This is a genomic window from Clostridium sp. AM58-1XD (assembly GCF_003464085.1).
Lineage (GTDB): Bacteria > Bacillota > Clostridia > Lachnospirales > Lachnospiraceae > Lachnoclostridium_A.
In genome coordinates this window covers 1-15,219 of record NZ_QSDR01000052.1, presented here as the reverse complement: position 1 = coordinate 15,219, position 15,219 = coordinate 1, and the positions used below count along the sequence as shown (strand labels likewise).

The window sequence follows — 15,219 nt, the reverse complement described above, 5'->3', positions numbered from 1 at the left end:
CGGGCTCCGGGGCGGGTTCCGGCTCGTTGGTAGGCTCCGGCGGCGCAGGTGTTGGCTCCGGTTCCTGCTCCAACGTCTCGGATTCCTTCTCACTTTGCGCGAGGGAGAGCAAATCCTTTTCCGTCACAGCGTCAAGGAAATAGACGTTTTCGCTTGTGCGCTGTTTGTCAATGACAAGAAAGAAAACGTGCTCGTCCGGGGTCTGAATGGTATAAAATTCCTTGCCGTCCTCGTCGGTGGCGTTGTCAACCACTGTGCCGGTTCCCTCCGGGGTGAAGGGCTTCGCGGTGGTGGTTTCCTCCTGTGCGGGCGGGTCCTCCGTGGGCTCGGTACTCTGCGCGTAGGCCGGAAGGGTAAAGACAGGGAGGCAGAGAAAAACGGCGGTCAGCGCCGCCATACAGGATTTAGTTTTCATCATCAGTCGGTTCCTCCTTTCTTTCGCCGGACTTCGGGCCAACTTGGCCCGAAGCGGCAGGGGCCTTTTTCTGCTCCTTCAGGAAGTCGGCCAGCGCGGCGGGCGTCAGGTTGAGAGAACGCACCAGCTCCACAATCTCCGTGTTTTCCAGTTCGGTTTTCTGGCGTTCCAGCTCCCGGAGCCGGGACTGCTGTTCGCTGATTTTCGCCTTGACCTTCTCAATCTCGGCGCATACCTTGTCAATTTTACTGCTCATGCAAAACCTCCTTTTTCAGTTGAGCCGCCCGAAGGCGTAAAAATGTTCCTGCCAGTAGGACGTGTTGATACTGGCATATTTGATGGGGTCGCCACAGTGAATCATCATATTGTCGCCCACATAAATGCCGACGTGGGAGACAGGCCCGGCGCTGTCATAGGTGCGGGTAAAGAAAATCAGATCTCCGGGCCGGGCTTCGTTCTTTGGAATAATGGCGCATTGGTTGTAAATCCCGGTTGCCGTGGTGCGGGGCAGGTTGTAAACGCCGGAATGGGTGTATACCCAGCACACAAAGCCCGAACAGTCAAAACTTGTGCTCGGGGAACTCCCGCCCCATACATAGGGATAGCCCAGATACTTTTCCGCCTCGGCAATCAGGGCGGCAAAATCCGGGTCGGTCAGGGCCTCCCCCGGTATCTCGTAAGAGGGGCCGGGGTCGGTATCGCCGCCCGTGTAGATGTTATCCCACAGATAGGGCTTGTTGCCCTTCGTCCACATGGTAGCCGAATAGAGCTCCTTTTGGTCGGCGGTCAGCCGCTCGTTGATAACCACGGGCAGGGTACGGTTTTTCAGTGTGACGGTGAGAATGTACCACTCATATTCGTGCTCGTCTCCGTCCTCGTCAGTGTAGGTGCGTATTTCCACTGTCTCGGTCAGGGTCAGCTTATACTGCGCGTCAAACACGGCTTGAAGCTCCCCCTGTACCTCGGCGCGGGTGTAGGATTGGAATTTTGCTGTCAGGTAGGAGGCCAGCTCATAGGGGTTGTGGCCCAGTTCGTCCACATGATAGCGGTACTCGTCATAGCCGGGGTGGGTGCTCTCGATATTGGCAATTTCGTCCGCCATCGCCCGCTCTAATGCCGTGTAGTCCTCGTCAGCCCCTAACAGGTCGCTGTCCTCGGAACCGTAGGAAGTGCCTAAAACAGCGTTCATGGCCCCGCCCCCAATCATGCCGGGAAGAAGATAAAGCGCCCATCAGCAGCATGACCACCAGAAGGACGGCAAGCACAATCAGGACGCCGACCGGGTGGCGTTTCACAAAGAGGGCCACACGCCGGGCCAGCCTTTCCGTGGTAACGGCGGTTTTCTCCGCCGCCTTTGCGCCCTGCTTCGCCGCCTCCCGCGCCCGCTTGGCATACTCCCGTTTGAGTTTCCACTTCTGCGAAAAGCGGGACAGGGGATTGCTGTATAGCTCCGGGTGCTCCTGCGCGGCGGTGTGAAACGCATAGTCCGCACTGGCTCGGATTTCTTTTTTCTCCCACTTCACCACGCTTCGGGCGTGGCGGATACGCCACCGCCTTTTGGCAAACTGGGACACCTTGTGGATACCTGTCTCGGCCACAAGCTCGGATTTGTGGGCTCCTTCCACGCCCACATTTTCATGCTCCACCTCATGTATTTTGTTATGAGCGTAAATCCATGCCCCGGCGCGGGCGCTTCGGGCCAGCTTGCGGGGAATACCGGGCTCTTTAGGTGGTTTCTGTGCGTCCAGCTTGGCGTGGGCTTTGCCGAGCTTATCCCCGGTTTTTTCAGCCCGCTCCTTTGCCTTCTCTGTCTTTTTTCCTTCCCGTGTCTGCGGCCCTTCGCTGTCTGTTTTGCCGGGGGCTGTTCCTCCCCGGGGCTCCCCGGCGCTGTCTCCGGTTGGCTCCCCTTCACGGCGGAGCCGTTCCGAAGGCCGGGGCCGCTCTTTATCCTGCCGGAATTTCTTCTGCCCCTGTTTCGGGCCAACTTGGCCCGAGGTGGTTTCTTCCCCTGTCCGGCCTGTGCTGTTGCCCGGTTCCCCCTCGTCCTCAAACCGCAGGCGGGAGGAATGCCCCGCCGCCTCCGGCTCCGGGCCGGGCGGGGCCTGTTTCCTTCTGGCGGACTTCGGGCCATGTTGGCCCGAAGTGTCCAGCCTCTTTCCGGGCGTCCGGTCTATCCATTTTGCGATAAAATCAACCTCCTTTCCCTGAAAATGAAATATGCCAGTCAATATCTCTGGACATTGAACTGGCATACCTCTTTGTTAAATTGGGGCTGTGGAATTGGAATGTAAGTGCCGGGGGCGCTCCGCATGGAATAGAACAGGTCTTTATCCTTTGGATAGGCCAGACCTTGATACTCCGGGTAGCTCTGTAAAATCCTCCGCCCACGTTTGGTAAGCGGGTACAGGTAGCGGAACATACGGCCATTGATCTTCTCAATCCCCTTGTACTGGCAGTAGCCAAAAGTCAGCCAGTAGCGTTTTGCCACGCCGTCAAAGGCCGCGTTTTCTTCCAGCAGGAGCCGGGCACTTCGCGGGTGGATTTTCTCCCCGGTCAGGCTGTCCCGGTAAACGCTTGTGGTAAAACTGCCGACATACTGGAAATTGCTGGCCTGATACACATAGCCGCATTTTCCCATGATACCGTCCGCCAGAGTGTAAAGATACAGATAACGTGTGTTGGCTTTCAGCCATTTCACCATCTGGGAAATGACAAGACTTCCGAAGCATTGGGTGTCGTTGAAGTCCGGCAGGAAACACATCTTCCCAATCTCGATATAGTCCGTTGTCCGCAGTACATGGCAGGGAAACAGCTTGCGGATTGTCTGCAAGGGCTGCGTACCCCATCCCAATACTACCACGCCGGATAACTGTCCATCCCTGAAAAAGCCTAAATAAAACCGATTCAGCCGTGGCATGATCTTTGAATAATGGTACTGATGGATAAAGTTGACGGCCTGTTCTTTTGATATTTCCTGTACCGCCGGAGTGAGCTTCGGGCCAACTTGGCCCGAAGTATCCCGGTCATACGCCTGCCGCTTCATCTTTCAAATCCTCCGGGCGGGTGGTTAAGAGCCGGTAAATCTCGGTATTCTGTGGGAACCTGTCGGAGAATGGGATAATCACATTTCCGAAGAATAAGAGCCCTTCGCCGCTGTTGCTGTTGGTGACAAAGGATAACTGGGTGGGGCTGATCCCTAACTGCTTCGCCAAAATCTGTCGGTCACCTTGGGCCTGCGAGAGCATAACGAGAAAGTCGCTGTTTTCAAAGATGTTCTCGATTTCCCGGCTTGCCAAAAGGTCTTTGACGTTCTGTGTAAGCGCCGAGGGAACGCAGAATTTCTTCCGCAGCATTTTCCAGACGGTCACGCAGTAGGAGGCCGTGAGCTCGTCCTTCAAGAGCAGATGGAACTCGTCAAAATAGCACCATGTAGCGGTTCCCTGTGCAAAGTTGGCCGATACCTGCGAATTGACTAAATCCTGCATAATCAGCATGGCGATTGTCCGCAGGCCCGCCCCGAGCTTCTTTAGGTCGAGGCAGACAAGGCGGCTTGACAGGTCAACATCGGTTTCATGGTTGAATACATTGAGGGAGCCCGACACATAGATTTCCAGCGAGGTTGCCAGCCGCGCCGCCTCCGGCTCCGTCTGTTTGCACAGGAGCATATACAGGTCTTGGAGTATCGGCATTTTGGCCGCGCCGGGGTCTTGCAGATAGTCCCGGTACATAAGCCGCACACAGCGGTCAATGACTGTCCGCTCCACGGGTTGAAGGCCATCCTTGCCGCCCACAATCAGCTCCATCAGCGAGAGAATGAAGTCCGCTTTCAGCGCCATTGGGTTTTCTTCGCCATTGTCTAAATCGGCAATCAGGCTCATAGGGTTGATGTGGTGCGGGCTGTTGGGTGCAATCTCCACCACCTGCCCGCCGAGCCGCCGAACCAACGGCGAGTATTCCCCCATCGGGTCTACAATCAGGATTTTGTCATTGGTCGCAAGGAACACATTCACAAGCTCCCGCTTGGCGGCAAAGGATTTTCCACTTCCCGGCACGCCGAGGAAAAGCCCGTTGGGGTTTTTTAATTTCTTTCGGTTTGCCATGATGATGTTATGGGAAAGTGCGTTCAGGCCGTAATAGATGGCCTCCCCGTCCATACGGAGCTCTTGGGTCAGAAATGGAATAAAAATCGCGGTGCTGCTCGTTGTCAGTCCTCGCTGGATCTCCACGGCGTTACAGCCGAGGGGGAGGGAGGACAAAAAGCCCTGCTCCTGCTGGAAGTCCAGACGCCGGATTGTGCAGTTGTATTTCTGCGCGATACCCGAAACCGTGAAAATCTCGTTTTCAAGCTGTTCCCGCGTGGGGGCCATGTTGACAATCAGGAAGGTTAGAAGAAACATTCTCTCGTTGCGGCTCTGCAAATCCTCCAGCAAGGTCTTTGCGTCCTTGCTGAACGTCACGAGGTCGGGCGGGAGAATGTCCATATCGTAGCCCGATCGGACGGCCTTTTTCTGTTCCTCCATCTTCATTTTGTCAATGTCCGAGAGTTTGCCTTTAATCGTTTTGATGGCCTTTGACTGGTCTACCGTCTGAATGTGCATGGTGACGGTCATTTCCGTGTCCAGTTCCAGAAGCTCCGCAAGTAGTTTGTCCGAGAGCTCCGAGGCGGTTATCTGCAAATAAGAAGCCGCGCCCCATGTTGCCCCCACCTTGAAGAACCGGCCCCGGCGGAAGTCAAAGCTGGTCGGGGCGATGAAGTCTTTTGTCGTCATGCCTGTCTGCGGTATCTGCTCCCATGTGAATGTGAAGGACTCCCGGCCTCCGGGGTGGAGCTGGCCGTGAAGGATTTCCAGACGCTCCCGCCCGGGGAGGGGCCGCGACTGGACGCCTAACTGTTTGAAATTCCCCATAATGTCGGCCTCAATCCGTTCCAGCCGGGGCCGCGCCCCCTTCACGCTGTCCGCCGGGACGCCGAAGGTTATCAGCTTCGTGCGGACAATGCCGTTGTTGCTTTTGGCAATCTGGTTTTCCAGCATTTCCACATACTCGGCCCGGATACTGTCAAACTCGTCATGCCTCGGGGCGATATTCACGGTGTACTTGCTTTCAGGCCGGGAACGGTGGTTGATGAAGGAGAGCTGGAAAGGCAGGGCGCTGTCAAAGTAGTTCAGGAAGGAGCTCCACCCGTCAAAGATGGCCGACTGATCTTCGGCCTGCGCGAGCTGGTAGTTGATGTCCTCAAACTCCACCGTCTTTGTGTAAACGCCGTTGTTTAAGCGGCACACGCCATCCCGGAACATTTCCCGGAATGGGATTGTCTGCTGTGCGGTCTGCGGCCCCGCCTGTTTCCGGCTTTTATCGCCCGCCCGCTTGGGCGCGGTCTGTTTTGCCTCTTTTTTTTTTCGCAATCCTTGTACCTCCTTTCGGTGTGTCCTCCGGCTTCGGGCCAACTTGGCCCGAAGCGCCGGGGCCGCTCCATGCGGCATAGAAATTTTCAGTTTTGTAGGGCCGGACTTGGGGCCAGAGGAACCGGGCCCGGATATAGTTTCGCAGTATCTTTTCAAAGGGGAGGCCGTCACGCTCGAACATGGCAAAGAAGAAAAACGGGAGCATGAGGCCAATCATCAGAAACAGCGCGGGGCTGCTGCCGATGACGGGGCGGGTCAGCAGATAGACGGGGATTCCCACCGCCGCCGCGCCCGAGAAACAAATAAGCTGGCGTTTCGTCAAATTCAGGGCCAGCTTAGTCTTTACTTTGGATAAATCTTTCGGAACCTGCACATAGGGCAAAGCTCAAAACCTCCTTTCATCACTTCGGGCCAACTTGGCCCGAAGCGGTTATCGTGTTTCGCCCCGGGCCGCGTCCTGCCGGACAGCGGGCCGGGCGGTTTCCCTCCCCCGTATCCGCGCCCTCCAATATGCGGGATTGTGCTCCCGGAGGGATTGGTTGATGTTTTCTTCAAACGCCTCCTTGTTTCTGATCCGGTCGGGGATTTTCCAGAGCCGCTTATCCAGCAGTTCCCGGAAAACAACTTCCTCCTGTGTATCTTCCTCAAAGCAGATATAGCCGCCCTGCCGGAACCCGCATTTCTTTGCGGCGGGGGAGAGAAAAGCCGCCACTTCCTTTGAAACCATTGTCCCGCCGTGGCTGGCGGTGCTCACCAGAAAGACGCCCGGACAGAGAATATCACAGACCTGCACACGGCCCCACGGCGATATTTCCGGCTTTCGGTACATGGGCTGTCCTCCTTTCCGCCGGGGAACCTCGGGCCAACTTGGCCCGAAGTGTTACCGCTCCACCGCCTTTGTGGGCTTTTCCTTCGGGGCTCGGGCGGCGTTCTCCTTTGCCGCCTTCTTCGTTCCGGCTTCCAACTGGCCCTTGATGGACGCCTTTTCCGGGGGTGGAGCCTGCCGGGCGGCGGCAATCCGGGCCTGCAACTTTTCTATCTCCTGTTGGTACGCCTCTAAAATCGCCCCGTGAAGTTCCTCCCGGAACTCCTTCGTGATGGGCTTCACCGTGTCCCGGTAGCCTGTCCGGCTGCTCTTATCCGGCTTGCTCGGCATACCCACATACAAGCCCTTGTCACTCTGTAAAATCTTGAAGTCCTCCACCACAAAGCAGTCGTTGAGCTTCACGGTGGCAAAGCCCACCAGATTTTTGATGGGGTCAATGGGCCGGGCGGTCACGTCCAGCTTTAAGCCGGAGCCGCCGGGGGCCTCCTGTTCCGGGGCCTGCGCGCCCGTGGTCTTTTCTTCGCTCATTGTCATTTCCTCCTTTCCGGGCCGGGGAAGAACCTCCCCGCCCTCGTAGCGGTAGCCTGCCCGCCTGATTGCGGCCAGCGTGTCCGCAGACACGTTTCCGCTTAACTGAATATCTGTGTCGGCCATAAAGCGCAGGGTGTCCGCCTCGGTAAAATCTTCTGCCAGTTTTCCATGCCATAGCGGCTGAATACTCCCGTCCGAGGCCACCCCGTACCGTCTCGGGGCCATAGCCTCACCTCGTTTCTGAAACCCCGGGCCAACTTGGCCCGAAGCCCTGCCTTATCAATGAGCGCCAAAGATGGATTTTGCGAGGGAGCCCGTCTTAAAGAGCGTAAAGCAGAGCAGGACGGTATAGCCCACACAGCCCCATATCGCGCCTATCATGTCCCCGCCCGTGGCAATCCCCTGTATCAGCACCGCATAGATTGCGACACAGACGATAATCAGAAGCCCTTGAAAGCCCACCGCCAGCAGGGAGCGGAAATAGTTCTGGCCCATGCTCCCGATCTCCCGGTTGACTACCGTTGCAAGGGGGATTGGGGCAAGGCTCGTCATTAAGTAAATCTCAATCATTCTCCCGTAGACAATCACGAAAATCACGATATTGAGCGCGGTCATGGTAAAGCCCACAAAGAAGGATTGGAGCCAGAGCCCGAGCAAGGGGCCCAGCTCCATCGCCTCCAACTGCGTCTCCATATCGGCCAGCATATCCGGGGTAATTTCGGTGCTCCCCTGTATCAGTCCCGCCGACTGCTGGACAACGGACTGCGCCATATCAAACACGCCCATCACGATATTGAAGGTGTTGGACAGAATGAGAATGGCGCAGAAGGTCTTGAATGTCCACTTAAAAAATATCCATGTGTCTATGTCGTGCAGGTTGTTCCGCTCAATGAGTAGCTGAATAAGCTCGTAGCACATGACGAAGGTGAGCACCAGCCCGGCGATTGGGAGAATGACAGTCTCGGAGAGCTGCCGTATCATGGAGAAAACCCCGGCGTTCCATGCCGCCGGGGCCGTCCCCACTTGGTCTGCAATCTCTCCGACCTGCGCGTTTACGTTGTCAAAGAGCCCGCCGAGGTTGCCCATGATACCGGCAACCAGCAGGCCCTTGAGCCATTCCGCGATTGCGTCGAAGATTATCTGCATGGCGTCTCCTTATCGTTTAGCTGAACAGGCCGGACAGCAGGGGAATGAGCGTCGTTCCAATCAGGATAATCCCGCCGCCGCTCATAAGCTGTTTAATTCCCTGGCTCTTGGCTCCCGGGTTGTCCGAGCCGTAACCTTCCAAAAGATTGACCACGCCCCAGACCCCGAGGCCCGCGCCGATGGCGATAACAAGGATTTTCAGGGTGTCGATAGCAGAAGCAAAAAATTCCATATAGTTTTCCTCCATTCAAAATATATGTTGTTGTGGGGCCAGAGCCCCGGCTACGAAAAAAGCCGCCCTTTTCAGGCGTTGGGAACCTCGGGCCAACTTGGCCCGAGGTCAGGCGAAGGCGTCCGGGTCGTCCAGATCGTCATAATTTAGAATATCGTCCTCGGCGCTGTCCGCGTCCCCGGCCCCGTAAACCTCGTAGACTTCTTCGGGGTTCAGTTTCAACCGGGTGCTTATCAGCTTTTCCAGACGGAAGGCGTTGCGCTTCTTGTCGGCCTCCGCCGTGTATTTATAGTTCGGGTGCTTTTTCAAATCGTACTTTGGGGATAGGAAGGGCCGGAGCCCCCGAAGCTGTAAGATACATTTACTCCCTTCCATTGTGGTGAGCTCGTCCATTGTCATCAGCTCTTTGCCGAGCCGCTGGAGGTTCTGGCCGTAGCTTTCCGACTGGCCCCGCGTCCGGCTCTCGGTATACATGGAGATTGTCTCTTTTCCCAGTACCTCCGAGATTTCCTTAATCGTGGAGTGCTCCCGGCCCCCGAGGAAGATAACCGAATCCATGTTTCCTAAGATGGTTTCGGAATTGTCTTTATACAGGGCCTTGCACTGGCTCATGGCCTGATAGAACAGGCACAGGCTGATTTCCCGGGAGCGAATGACAGCGACCATTTTTTCAAGCTGCGGCACCTGTCCCGTGTTGGCGGCTTCGTCCCACAGCACCCGTACATGATGGGGGAGCCGCCCGCCGTAGACGTTATCGGCCTTTTCACACAAGAGGTTAAACATCTGCGAGAAGGCCAGCGCCACGATAAAGTTGTAGGTGCTGTCCGTGTCGGATATGCAGAAGAACAGGGCCGTTTTCTCGTCCCCGAGCCTGTCAAGCTCTAACTCGTCATAGCTCATAATCTCCCGGAGCTCCGCAATATCGAATGGGGCCAGACGCGCCCCACAGCTAATCAAGATACTTTTCGCAGTCTTGCCGCTGGAAAGGCGGTACTTGGCATATTGGCGCACCGCGAAGCATTGGGGCTTGCGTTTGGCGAGGCCGTCAAACATATAATCAACGGCATTCTTGAAACTTTCATCATCCTCCCTTACTTCCATGCTGTTAATCATTTCGACTAACGTGTTCATGTTCCGTTCTTCCTCCGGCCCCTCAAAGACGATATAGGCCACAAGGGCGCAGTATAAAAGCGTCTCGGCCTTCGTCCAGAACTCGTCCCCCTCTTTCCCTTGTCCCTTTGTGTTGGTTATCAGGGCGTTTACGAATTTCAGAACGTCGCTCTCTGTCTTGATGTAGGCCATCGGGTTATAGTGCATACTCTTTCGGAAGTCCACCGAGTTGAACACCTTAATTTTATAACCCTTCCTCTTTTGCAGGAAATGGCCCACTTGGGAGAGGACACCGCCTTTCGGATCTACGCACACATACGAGGAATGAGCCTGAAGGAGCTGCGGGGTCAGCCAGAACCGGGTCTTTCCCGAGCCGGACGAACCGATAATACAGCAGTTGAGATTTCGGGCGTTGGCCGGGATTTTGGGCCGGGTGTTCATAGTCAGAAATTCCGTCCCGGTCAGTATCACGTTGTTTTCAAACTTCGGGTCTACGAATGGGGCTATGTCTTTGGCCGTTCCCCAACGGGCCGAGCCGTATTCCACGTCCTTCCTGAATTTCTTTGCGTTCTTCACTTTGTTATAGACCACCAGCCGGAGCACCACGGCCCCCACAAGGCCCACCAGCAAATCGAAGCCAGCGAGGCCCGGCGTGATTGTCCCGAAAGCCGGGCCTATGGTTTTCATCATACCTATGAGCTTCGCGCCGAAGTCCGCACCTTCCGCGAGGCGGTAGGCCGTCCCCACCTTGCAGAAGAACCAGAAAATAAACAGGTACGGGAGATTGGGAACCACATATTTTTTGATTTTGGTGTTCACCGTTCCTGCACCGCCTCTCTGGTCTTTTCCCGTTCCTTCTGCCGGGGCTTGACGCGGCCCATAGCCTGCCGGAGCCCGCGCCGGATAGAGGGCTTGTCGTTCTGGCGGGCCATCACCCGCTTGGTATACTCGGAAAATGCCGCCGTGATGGCGTCGGCCTGTCCCGCCTTGAAAAACAGGAGATAGTCCTTTGGGCCTACCTTGTGGAACGCATAGTCTACATTGAATTTCCGGGCCACCCGGTCAAACAGGCGGGCGTCTCCCTTTAGCTGGATACTGTTGGACTGTCCGGTGTGGCCCATGAGCTGTTTCACGGTCTGCCGCCCGTGGGGCGTGAGTGCGTCCCGGTTGTGTTTCTGCACTCCGGCCAGAAACTTCTGGCACGCCATGAACAGCACCCGGCCCGTCAGCTTTGCCGCCTGTACGGATATAGCCACAGTCTTTCTTGATACTTCTTCTTCCATTGATACCTCCTTCCCGTCCGGGAGCCGCCGGTTAAAACCGGAGGCCCCCGGGGATATGGGAAACCTCGGGCCAACTTGGCCCGAGGTCTACCGCTCGTCATGTACCGCCGCCGGAGCTGTCTTTTCCTTCTTCGGCGGGCTCGTTTTCTTGTGCTCTTGCATGGTTTTTAAGATAGAAGGCTGTCTTTCGGCGGTACGTTCCAGCCGTTCAAGACTGGCAACCGCCTTATCCAGACTGTTCCGGGCCGCAAGGAAACAGGCCCGTTCCGCCCGGTAGGGGGCCTGTACCGTCTTTGCCAGCTTGCCGGGGGCCTTCGCCTCCTGTACGGCCTCCTTACCCATCAGGCCTGGCCTATGTTTTTCAAGTGCCGCCCGGCTTCGTGGTACTCGGCGCTTACGGCCTCTATTCTGGAAATGGCCTTCTCGTCCGCCTGTATGCCTTCGTTGATGTTGTTCCGCAGGGCTGTCAGCCCCGGCTTAATATGGAAGAACCGGGCAGCGTGATCCAGCGCGGAAATTCCACGTTCCTTCACAGCGGCCAACGTATTTTTACAGCCCTCAATGATACCGGCTTTTAGCTCCGCGAGACTGTCACGCAGGGCAAGAATACGGTCTTGCAGGACAACGATTGATTTTTGCAGGGCTGATTTTAACGGGGGGTTCTTCATTTTCTCCAAATCCTGCCGCATAGCTTTCAGCTCGTCAACCGCACTGGCAAGCTGTTTTTCCATTTCGGAAACATGCCCGATAGCCTCTAACAGTTCTTTTCCTGCCGGGGATTGGTTTTCTTTCAGCAGAGCCAGCAGTTCTTTTACATACTCATTTTCAGCTATCGGCGTTTCCACGGCGGGCGCTTTCTTCTTTGGCAATATTCACACCTCCTTTCGTCCGGCCAGCAAAAAACCTCGGGTCAAGTTGGCCCGAGGTCTACCGTTCCTCATGGATCGCGGCCTTTGCTGTTTTGCCATGTTCCGGGGGCGGGGCCTCCCGGAATTGTTTCAATGCTTCGAGAATGGAGCGTCGGGGTTCATCGGGATAGGAAAATATCTGGTATTCCTCTGGAACCTTCCCGTCATAGTGTTCCATGAAGGGACTCCCGTTGTTCTCGATATAGCCGCCCCCCGCAAAATCGCTTGTCGTATTTAAGAACATATCCCTTCCGTATGCCTCATAGTCAAAATAGTCTTTGATATGTTCTGGCACGTCAAGGGCTCCGCACTCGTCAATGAGATACCGCCCCAATTCTTCCTCATTCTGTACCTCTGGGTAAAATTCGTAGCAGTCAAGGTTTTGGGTCAGGTTGATTAAATCCTTAACGCTCCCGGTATATTCTCCGAGCGAGAGGGCGGCTTCATATTTTGCCTTCTGGCCGTTGTTCAGTCCGTCCAGTAGGGAGGCAAGATAATTCAGTTCGTCAATACTTTCGCCTTCTCCCAAATGGTTCCGCAGCCCGGCAACATTAGTTTCATAATCGGCAATAAAGATTTCCTCATACCGTATACCGTCCACGCCAATCTTGGAAAGTACGGCCTGTACTTCCTCTGTTGAGGCGGGAAATCTCAACGGTTCCACCGCGAGAATCCCCTCATTATATTTGCCGAGATTGCCAATATAGGCGCTAATCATCGCACCGAGCCTCCCGGCCCTTGCCTTTCACGGTCAGTATGCCGTCCAGGGTGGTTGCTGTGATGTTGAGCCGCCCGGCAACGGCAATATCGTTCTTCACATCTTCTGTCATACCGTTGCCGCACACCACCAGAACATGAGCCCGGCGGAGCATATCGCGGGACATGTCAATCCCGCTTTTGTGTTCCTCGGGAATATCGTCATTCAGGAACAAATGCAGGTAGAGCAGAGGGCAGACCGGGGAAAATCCGGCCTCATAGACCGCCCTACAATACTGCGCCGCCTGTTCCGTGTCGGCCTTGTGTTCGCCTGTCCACGCGGCGGTGATGTATGCTAAAGGTCGTTTCATGGGGTTTCTCCTTCCTGTTTGCGCTTAATAGATAGCCCATCCCCTCCGCCCCTTCCCGTGGGAAGGGGAACGGCTCAAAGGAATATATATCCCCGTCGCTTGACTACTACAAGCACAACCGGGAAAGGCTGTCAAGGGCTTCGCCGCCGCAGGCGGTGGCGCAAGCGCCACCCTTGACTGCCTTCCCCGGTTGCGCTATACAGACCACGGCGACGGGGAATATATTATATCCTTTGAGCTTCGGGGCGCGGGGCTTAAGCCCCGCATTTAGGCAGGAACCTCGGGACAACTTGGCCCGAAGCCCTGTCTTATTTCTCCTTCTCCGCCTTTTTCTCGGGTTTCGCGTGTTCCTTCTGCTTGCCCTTCCAATCGTCCAGCAGTTTGATGATCTGCTCCTTCATTTCCTGCGGGGTCTTTTCCTTACCGAAATACTTTTCCAGCTCTGCACCGTTGATAATCACTTTGTCTACCTCCTTCTTTTCTTCCAGCATAATTCCATCAATTACATCACCGTTGAGCACGCCTTTCTGGTCGAGCTCCCGCATACGTTGTGCCTGCGAGAGAGACGGGGCCGACTGCTGCGCGTCAATGGCAACGGCGATATACTGCTGATTTTTCGGTGCGATATAGGCAAGCTCCACAGCGGGAGTGAATTTTATCCGGCCCTCGTCCATGACCTTTGAGAGTTCCGGCACAAGGTCGTTGAGCTTAATATACCGCTGAACCTGTTTCACCGTCATTTTGTTGCGGAGGGCCACAATCTCATTGGAGCGTTTTCCGGCCTCCTTCGGGTCAATTTGGCCCGAAGTCTCCCGCGCTCCCTGATGTTTGATGGCCTCCAACTGCATTTTCAGGGCCTTCGCCCGCTCACTGGGAAGGATATTTTCACGCTGGTTGGTATTGTCCTCCACCATCTGCGTGATGGCCTGTTCGTCGGTAAGGTTGCGGACGATACAGGGCATATCCAAATATCCGGCAAGCTGGCTTGCCTTCTGGCGGCGGTGGCCGGACACGATTTCATAGCCGCCGCCCTCACGGGGCCGCACAATGGCGGGCTGTGTTACGCCCTTATCCTTGACACTGGCAACCATCGCCCGCATTTCTTCATCATCACGCACCTGAAATGGGTGATTTTTGAAGGCGTGGAGTTCGGACAGGTTGATGTGGACAATCTGTTCCGGCTCCCCGGAACGCGGAGCCGCCACAGGCCCGGCGGGCTTTTCCGGCTCCTTCGGCTTCTCGGGGATCGGAGCCTCCTTTTTCGGCTCGGCCTTTTGGGCGGCGGGCGGCTTATCCGATTTTTCAGGGGCCTTTTTTACCGCTTTCGGAGCGCGGCCCGCCTGCTTCTCCGGCTCTTTCTTATCCTTCTGTTCCGTTTTTTCAGGCTCGGCGGGTTGTCCCTTCCCAGCCTCCGTCACCTTTGCCGCCTTTTCTTTCTCCGCAACGATTTTATCAATCATAGCGCCGGAAATATCAATGACGTTTCCGGGGCGGCTTTTATCCGCGGGGCCTGCCGCGTCCGTCTTTTCCTGTTTCGGGCCGCTGTCCTTTTCGGGGGCCGGGGCCTCCTTTACCGGGGGTGAACCTGCGGCTTCTTTGGTGGGCGGCGCGTCCTTGCCGGGGGGCTTCTGTTCGGGAGCGGCGGAGCCGCTCTTGGTCGGTTCCTCCTGCTTCAAATCTTTTTTATCATCAGCCATTCAATTAACCTCCTTCATTTTGGCATGAAAAAAGGGCCTAACTTTTTCAGTCAGGCCCACAAGCGGCCTCGGGCCATGTTGGCCCGAAGCATGGGAATTGTCCTCCTTTCCGCCTCACAACGGAAAACGCCGCCCGTAGTCTCTACTTGGGCGGCGCTTGTCCGGTAAAGTGATAAGCTCTTATTTTATTTTTCCTGATAAATGGATATATAGCCGTTTTCTTATTATGGTCGGTCCGGTGGCTCCGCCGCCCCGGCTGCTCCCGTAGCCCCTGTGGCCCCCGTGGCTCCTGTCGCTCCTGTGGCTCCTGTGGCTCCGGCTGCTCCCGTCGCTCCTCTCGGGATTGAAAAACGAAGGATTCCCATCTCATCATCCCCAAGATCCGTTACCGTTGCAGGATCCCCCGGTTCCACAGTTGTTGTCGTTTCAATTCTGATACCGCGGCCTCTCGGGCCAGTAGCACCTGTCGGACCGGTTGGGCCGGTTGCTCCTGTTGCTCCTGTCGCTCCGGCTGCTCCTGCTCGCTCCTGTGGCCCCTGTTACTCCTGTTGCTCCTGTCGCTCCGGCTGCTCCTGTCGCTCCCGTGGCTCCGGCGGCTC

General features: G+C 56.0%; 19 protein-coding genes. All 19 read right to left on the bottom strand.

The features are described 5' to 3' along the window. A partial coding sequence (locus DXA13_RS19895) for a CD1107 family mobile element protein (RefSeq protein WP_118246748.1) occupies positions 1-415 on the bottom strand: 415 nt, incomplete at its 3' end. Next, positions 405-671 (bottom strand): DUF4315 family protein, encoded by a 267-nt coding sequence (locus DXA13_RS19890; RefSeq protein ID WP_021640568.1) that lies wholly within the window; start codon positions 669-671, stop codon positions 405-407. The genes DXA13_RS19895 and DXA13_RS19890, both read right to left, overlap by 11 nt. A 15-nt stretch (positions 672-686) precedes the next feature. Beyond that, on the bottom strand, positions 687-1,604 hold the full coding sequence (locus DXA13_RS23375) for a C40 family peptidase (RefSeq protein WP_347559938.1): 918 nt from the start codon (positions 1,602-1,604) through the stop codon (positions 687-689). Beyond that, entirely contained in the window at positions 1,546-2,667 is a 1,122-nt protein-coding gene (locus tag DXA13_RS23370; protein WP_347559937.1) for a hypothetical protein, read from the bottom strand. The genes DXA13_RS23375 and DXA13_RS23370 overlap by 59 nt, the downstream gene beginning before the upstream one ends. After that, entirely contained in the window at positions 2,640-3,458 is an 819-nt protein-coding gene (locus DXA13_RS19880; RefSeq protein ID WP_021640566.1) for a hypothetical protein, read from the bottom strand. The genes DXA13_RS23370 and DXA13_RS19880 overlap by 28 nt, the downstream gene beginning before the upstream one ends. After that, positions 3,439-5,712: a VirB4-like conjugal transfer ATPase, CD1110 family gene (locus DXA13_RS19875; RefSeq protein WP_118246749.1), complete on the bottom strand. Its 2,274-nt coding sequence runs from the start codon at positions 5,710-5,712 to the stop codon at positions 3,439-3,441. Before DXA13_RS19875 ends, DXA13_RS19880 begins: the two co-directional genes overlap by 20 nt. Positions 5,713-5,767: 55 nt before the next feature. After that, positions 5,768-6,202 carry a PrgI family protein gene (locus DXA13_RS19870; protein ID WP_118246747.1) on the bottom strand — a complete coding sequence of 145 codons (435 nt, stop codon included), beginning with the start codon at positions 6,200-6,202 and terminating at the stop codon, positions 5,768-5,770. A gap of 48 nt (positions 6,203-6,250) precedes the next feature. Next, a complete protein-coding gene (locus tag DXA13_RS19865) occupies positions 6,251-6,649 on the bottom strand; it encodes a hypothetical protein (protein ID WP_118246746.1) in 399 nt (132 codons plus the stop codon). Positions 6,650-6,700: 51 nt separating this feature from the next. Then, on the bottom strand, positions 6,701-7,402 hold the full coding sequence (locus tag DXA13_RS19860) for a septation protein SpoVG family protein (protein WP_021641020.1): 702 nt from the start codon (positions 7,400-7,402) through the stop codon (positions 6,701-6,703). Positions 7,403-7,456: 54 nt separating this feature from the next. Next, complete coding sequence (locus DXA13_RS19855) at positions 7,457-8,323, bottom strand: VirB6/TrbL-like conjugal transfer protein, CD1112 family (RefSeq protein WP_118246745.1); 867 nt, start codon at positions 8,321-8,323, stop codon at positions 7,457-7,459. A 16-nt stretch (positions 8,324-8,339) separates the two neighbouring features. Continuing rightward, entirely contained in the window at positions 8,340-8,555 is a 216-nt protein-coding gene (locus tag DXA13_RS19850; RefSeq protein ID WP_002575635.1) for a Maff2 family protein, read from the bottom strand. A 108-nt stretch (positions 8,556-8,663) separates the two neighbouring features. Then, the gene (locus DXA13_RS19845) at positions 8,664-10,484 is read right to left on the bottom strand and encodes a VirD4-like conjugal transfer protein, CD1115 family (protein ID WP_118246744.1); all 1,821 of its coding nucleotides are present in this window, start codon (positions 10,482-10,484) and stop codon (positions 8,664-8,666) included. Beyond that, entirely contained in the window at positions 10,481-10,948 is a 468-nt protein-coding gene (locus tag DXA13_RS19840) for a PcfB family protein (RefSeq protein ID WP_021641016.1), read from the bottom strand. Before DXA13_RS19840 ends, DXA13_RS19845 begins: the two co-directional genes overlap by 4 nt. Before the next feature lie 87 nt (positions 10,949-11,035). Then, a complete protein-coding gene (locus DXA13_RS22205; protein ID WP_243009246.1) occupies positions 11,036-11,290 on the bottom strand; it encodes a DUF6674 family protein in 255 nt (84 codons plus the stop codon). Then, positions 11,290-11,817: a DUF6674 family protein gene (locus DXA13_RS19835; RefSeq protein WP_243009245.1), complete on the bottom strand. Its 528-nt coding sequence runs from the start codon at positions 11,815-11,817 to the stop codon at positions 11,290-11,292. Before DXA13_RS19835 ends, DXA13_RS22205 begins: the two co-directional genes overlap by 1 nt. A gap of 58 nt (positions 11,818-11,875) precedes the next feature. After that, entirely contained in the window at positions 11,876-12,574 is a 699-nt protein-coding gene (locus DXA13_RS19830) for an antirestriction protein ArdA (RefSeq protein ID WP_118246743.1), read from the bottom strand. After that, on the bottom strand, positions 12,567-12,923 hold the full coding sequence (locus DXA13_RS19825) for a hypothetical protein (protein ID WP_117546134.1): 357 nt from the start codon (positions 12,921-12,923) through the stop codon (positions 12,567-12,569). The genes DXA13_RS19830 and DXA13_RS19825 overlap by 8 nt, the downstream gene beginning before the upstream one ends. A 308-nt stretch (positions 12,924-13,231) precedes the next feature. After that, a complete protein-coding gene (locus tag DXA13_RS19820) occupies positions 13,232-14,620 on the bottom strand; it encodes a ParB/RepB/Spo0J family partition protein (protein WP_118246742.1) in 1,389 nt (462 codons plus the stop codon). A gap of 224 nt (positions 14,621-14,844) precedes the next feature. Continuing rightward, complete coding sequence (locus tag DXA13_RS22595; RefSeq protein WP_278287072.1) at positions 14,845-15,033, bottom strand: hypothetical protein; 189 nt, start codon at positions 15,031-15,033, stop codon at positions 14,845-14,847. Positions 15,034-15,219: the final 186 nt, after the last annotated feature.

Bases quoted from the DNA above. Each gene is read 5' to 3' on its own strand.
- DXA13_RS19890 (WP_021640568.1), bottom strand. From the start codon at position 671: ATGAGCAGTAAAATTGACAAGGTATGCGCCGAGATTGAGAAGGTCAAG.
- DXA13_RS23375 (WP_347559938.1), bottom strand. From the start codon at position 1,604: ATGAACGCTGTTTTAGGCACTTCCTACGGTTCCGAGGACAGCGACCTG.
- DXA13_RS23370 (WP_347559937.1), bottom strand. From the start codon at position 2,667: ATGCCAGTTCAATGTCCAGAGATATTGACTGGCATATTTCATTTTCAG.
- DXA13_RS19880 (WP_021640566.1), bottom strand. From the start codon at position 3,458: ATGAAGCGGCAGGCGTATGACCGGGATACTTCGGGCCAAGTTGGCCCG.
- DXA13_RS19875 (WP_118246749.1), bottom strand. From the start codon at position 5,712: ATGTTCCGGGATGGCGTGTGCCGCTTAAACAACGGCGTTTACACAAAG.
- DXA13_RS19865 (WP_118246746.1), bottom strand. From the start codon at position 6,649: ATGTACCGAAAGCCGGAAATATCGCCGTGGGGCCGTGTGCAGGTCTGT.
- DXA13_RS19860 (WP_021641020.1), bottom strand. From the start codon at position 7,402: ATGGCCCCGAGACGGTACGGGGTGGCCTCGGACGGGAGTATTCAGCCG.
- DXA13_RS19855 (WP_118246745.1), bottom strand. From the start codon at position 8,323: ATGCAGATAATCTTCGACGCAATCGCGGAATGGCTCAAGGGCCTGCTG.
- DXA13_RS19850 (WP_002575635.1), bottom strand. From the start codon at position 8,555: ATGGAATTTTTTGCTTCTGCTATCGACACCCTGAAAATCCTTGTTATC.
- DXA13_RS19840 (WP_021641016.1), bottom strand. From the start codon at position 10,948: ATGGAAGAAGAAGTATCAAGAAAGACTGTGGCTATATCCGTACAGGCG.
- DXA13_RS22205 (WP_243009246.1), bottom strand. From the start codon at position 11,290: ATGGGTAAGGAGGCCGTACAGGAGGCGAAGGCCCCCGGCAAGCTGGCA.
- DXA13_RS19830 (WP_118246743.1), bottom strand. From the start codon at position 12,574: ATGATTAGCGCCTATATTGGCAATCTCGGCAAATATAATGAGGGGATT.
- DXA13_RS19825 (WP_117546134.1), bottom strand. From the start codon at position 12,923: ATGAAACGACCTTTAGCATACATCACCGCCGCGTGGACAGGCGAACAC.
- DXA13_RS19820 (WP_118246742.1), bottom strand. From the start codon at position 14,620: ATGGCTGATGATAAAAAAGATTTGAAGCAGGAGGAACCGACCAAGAGC.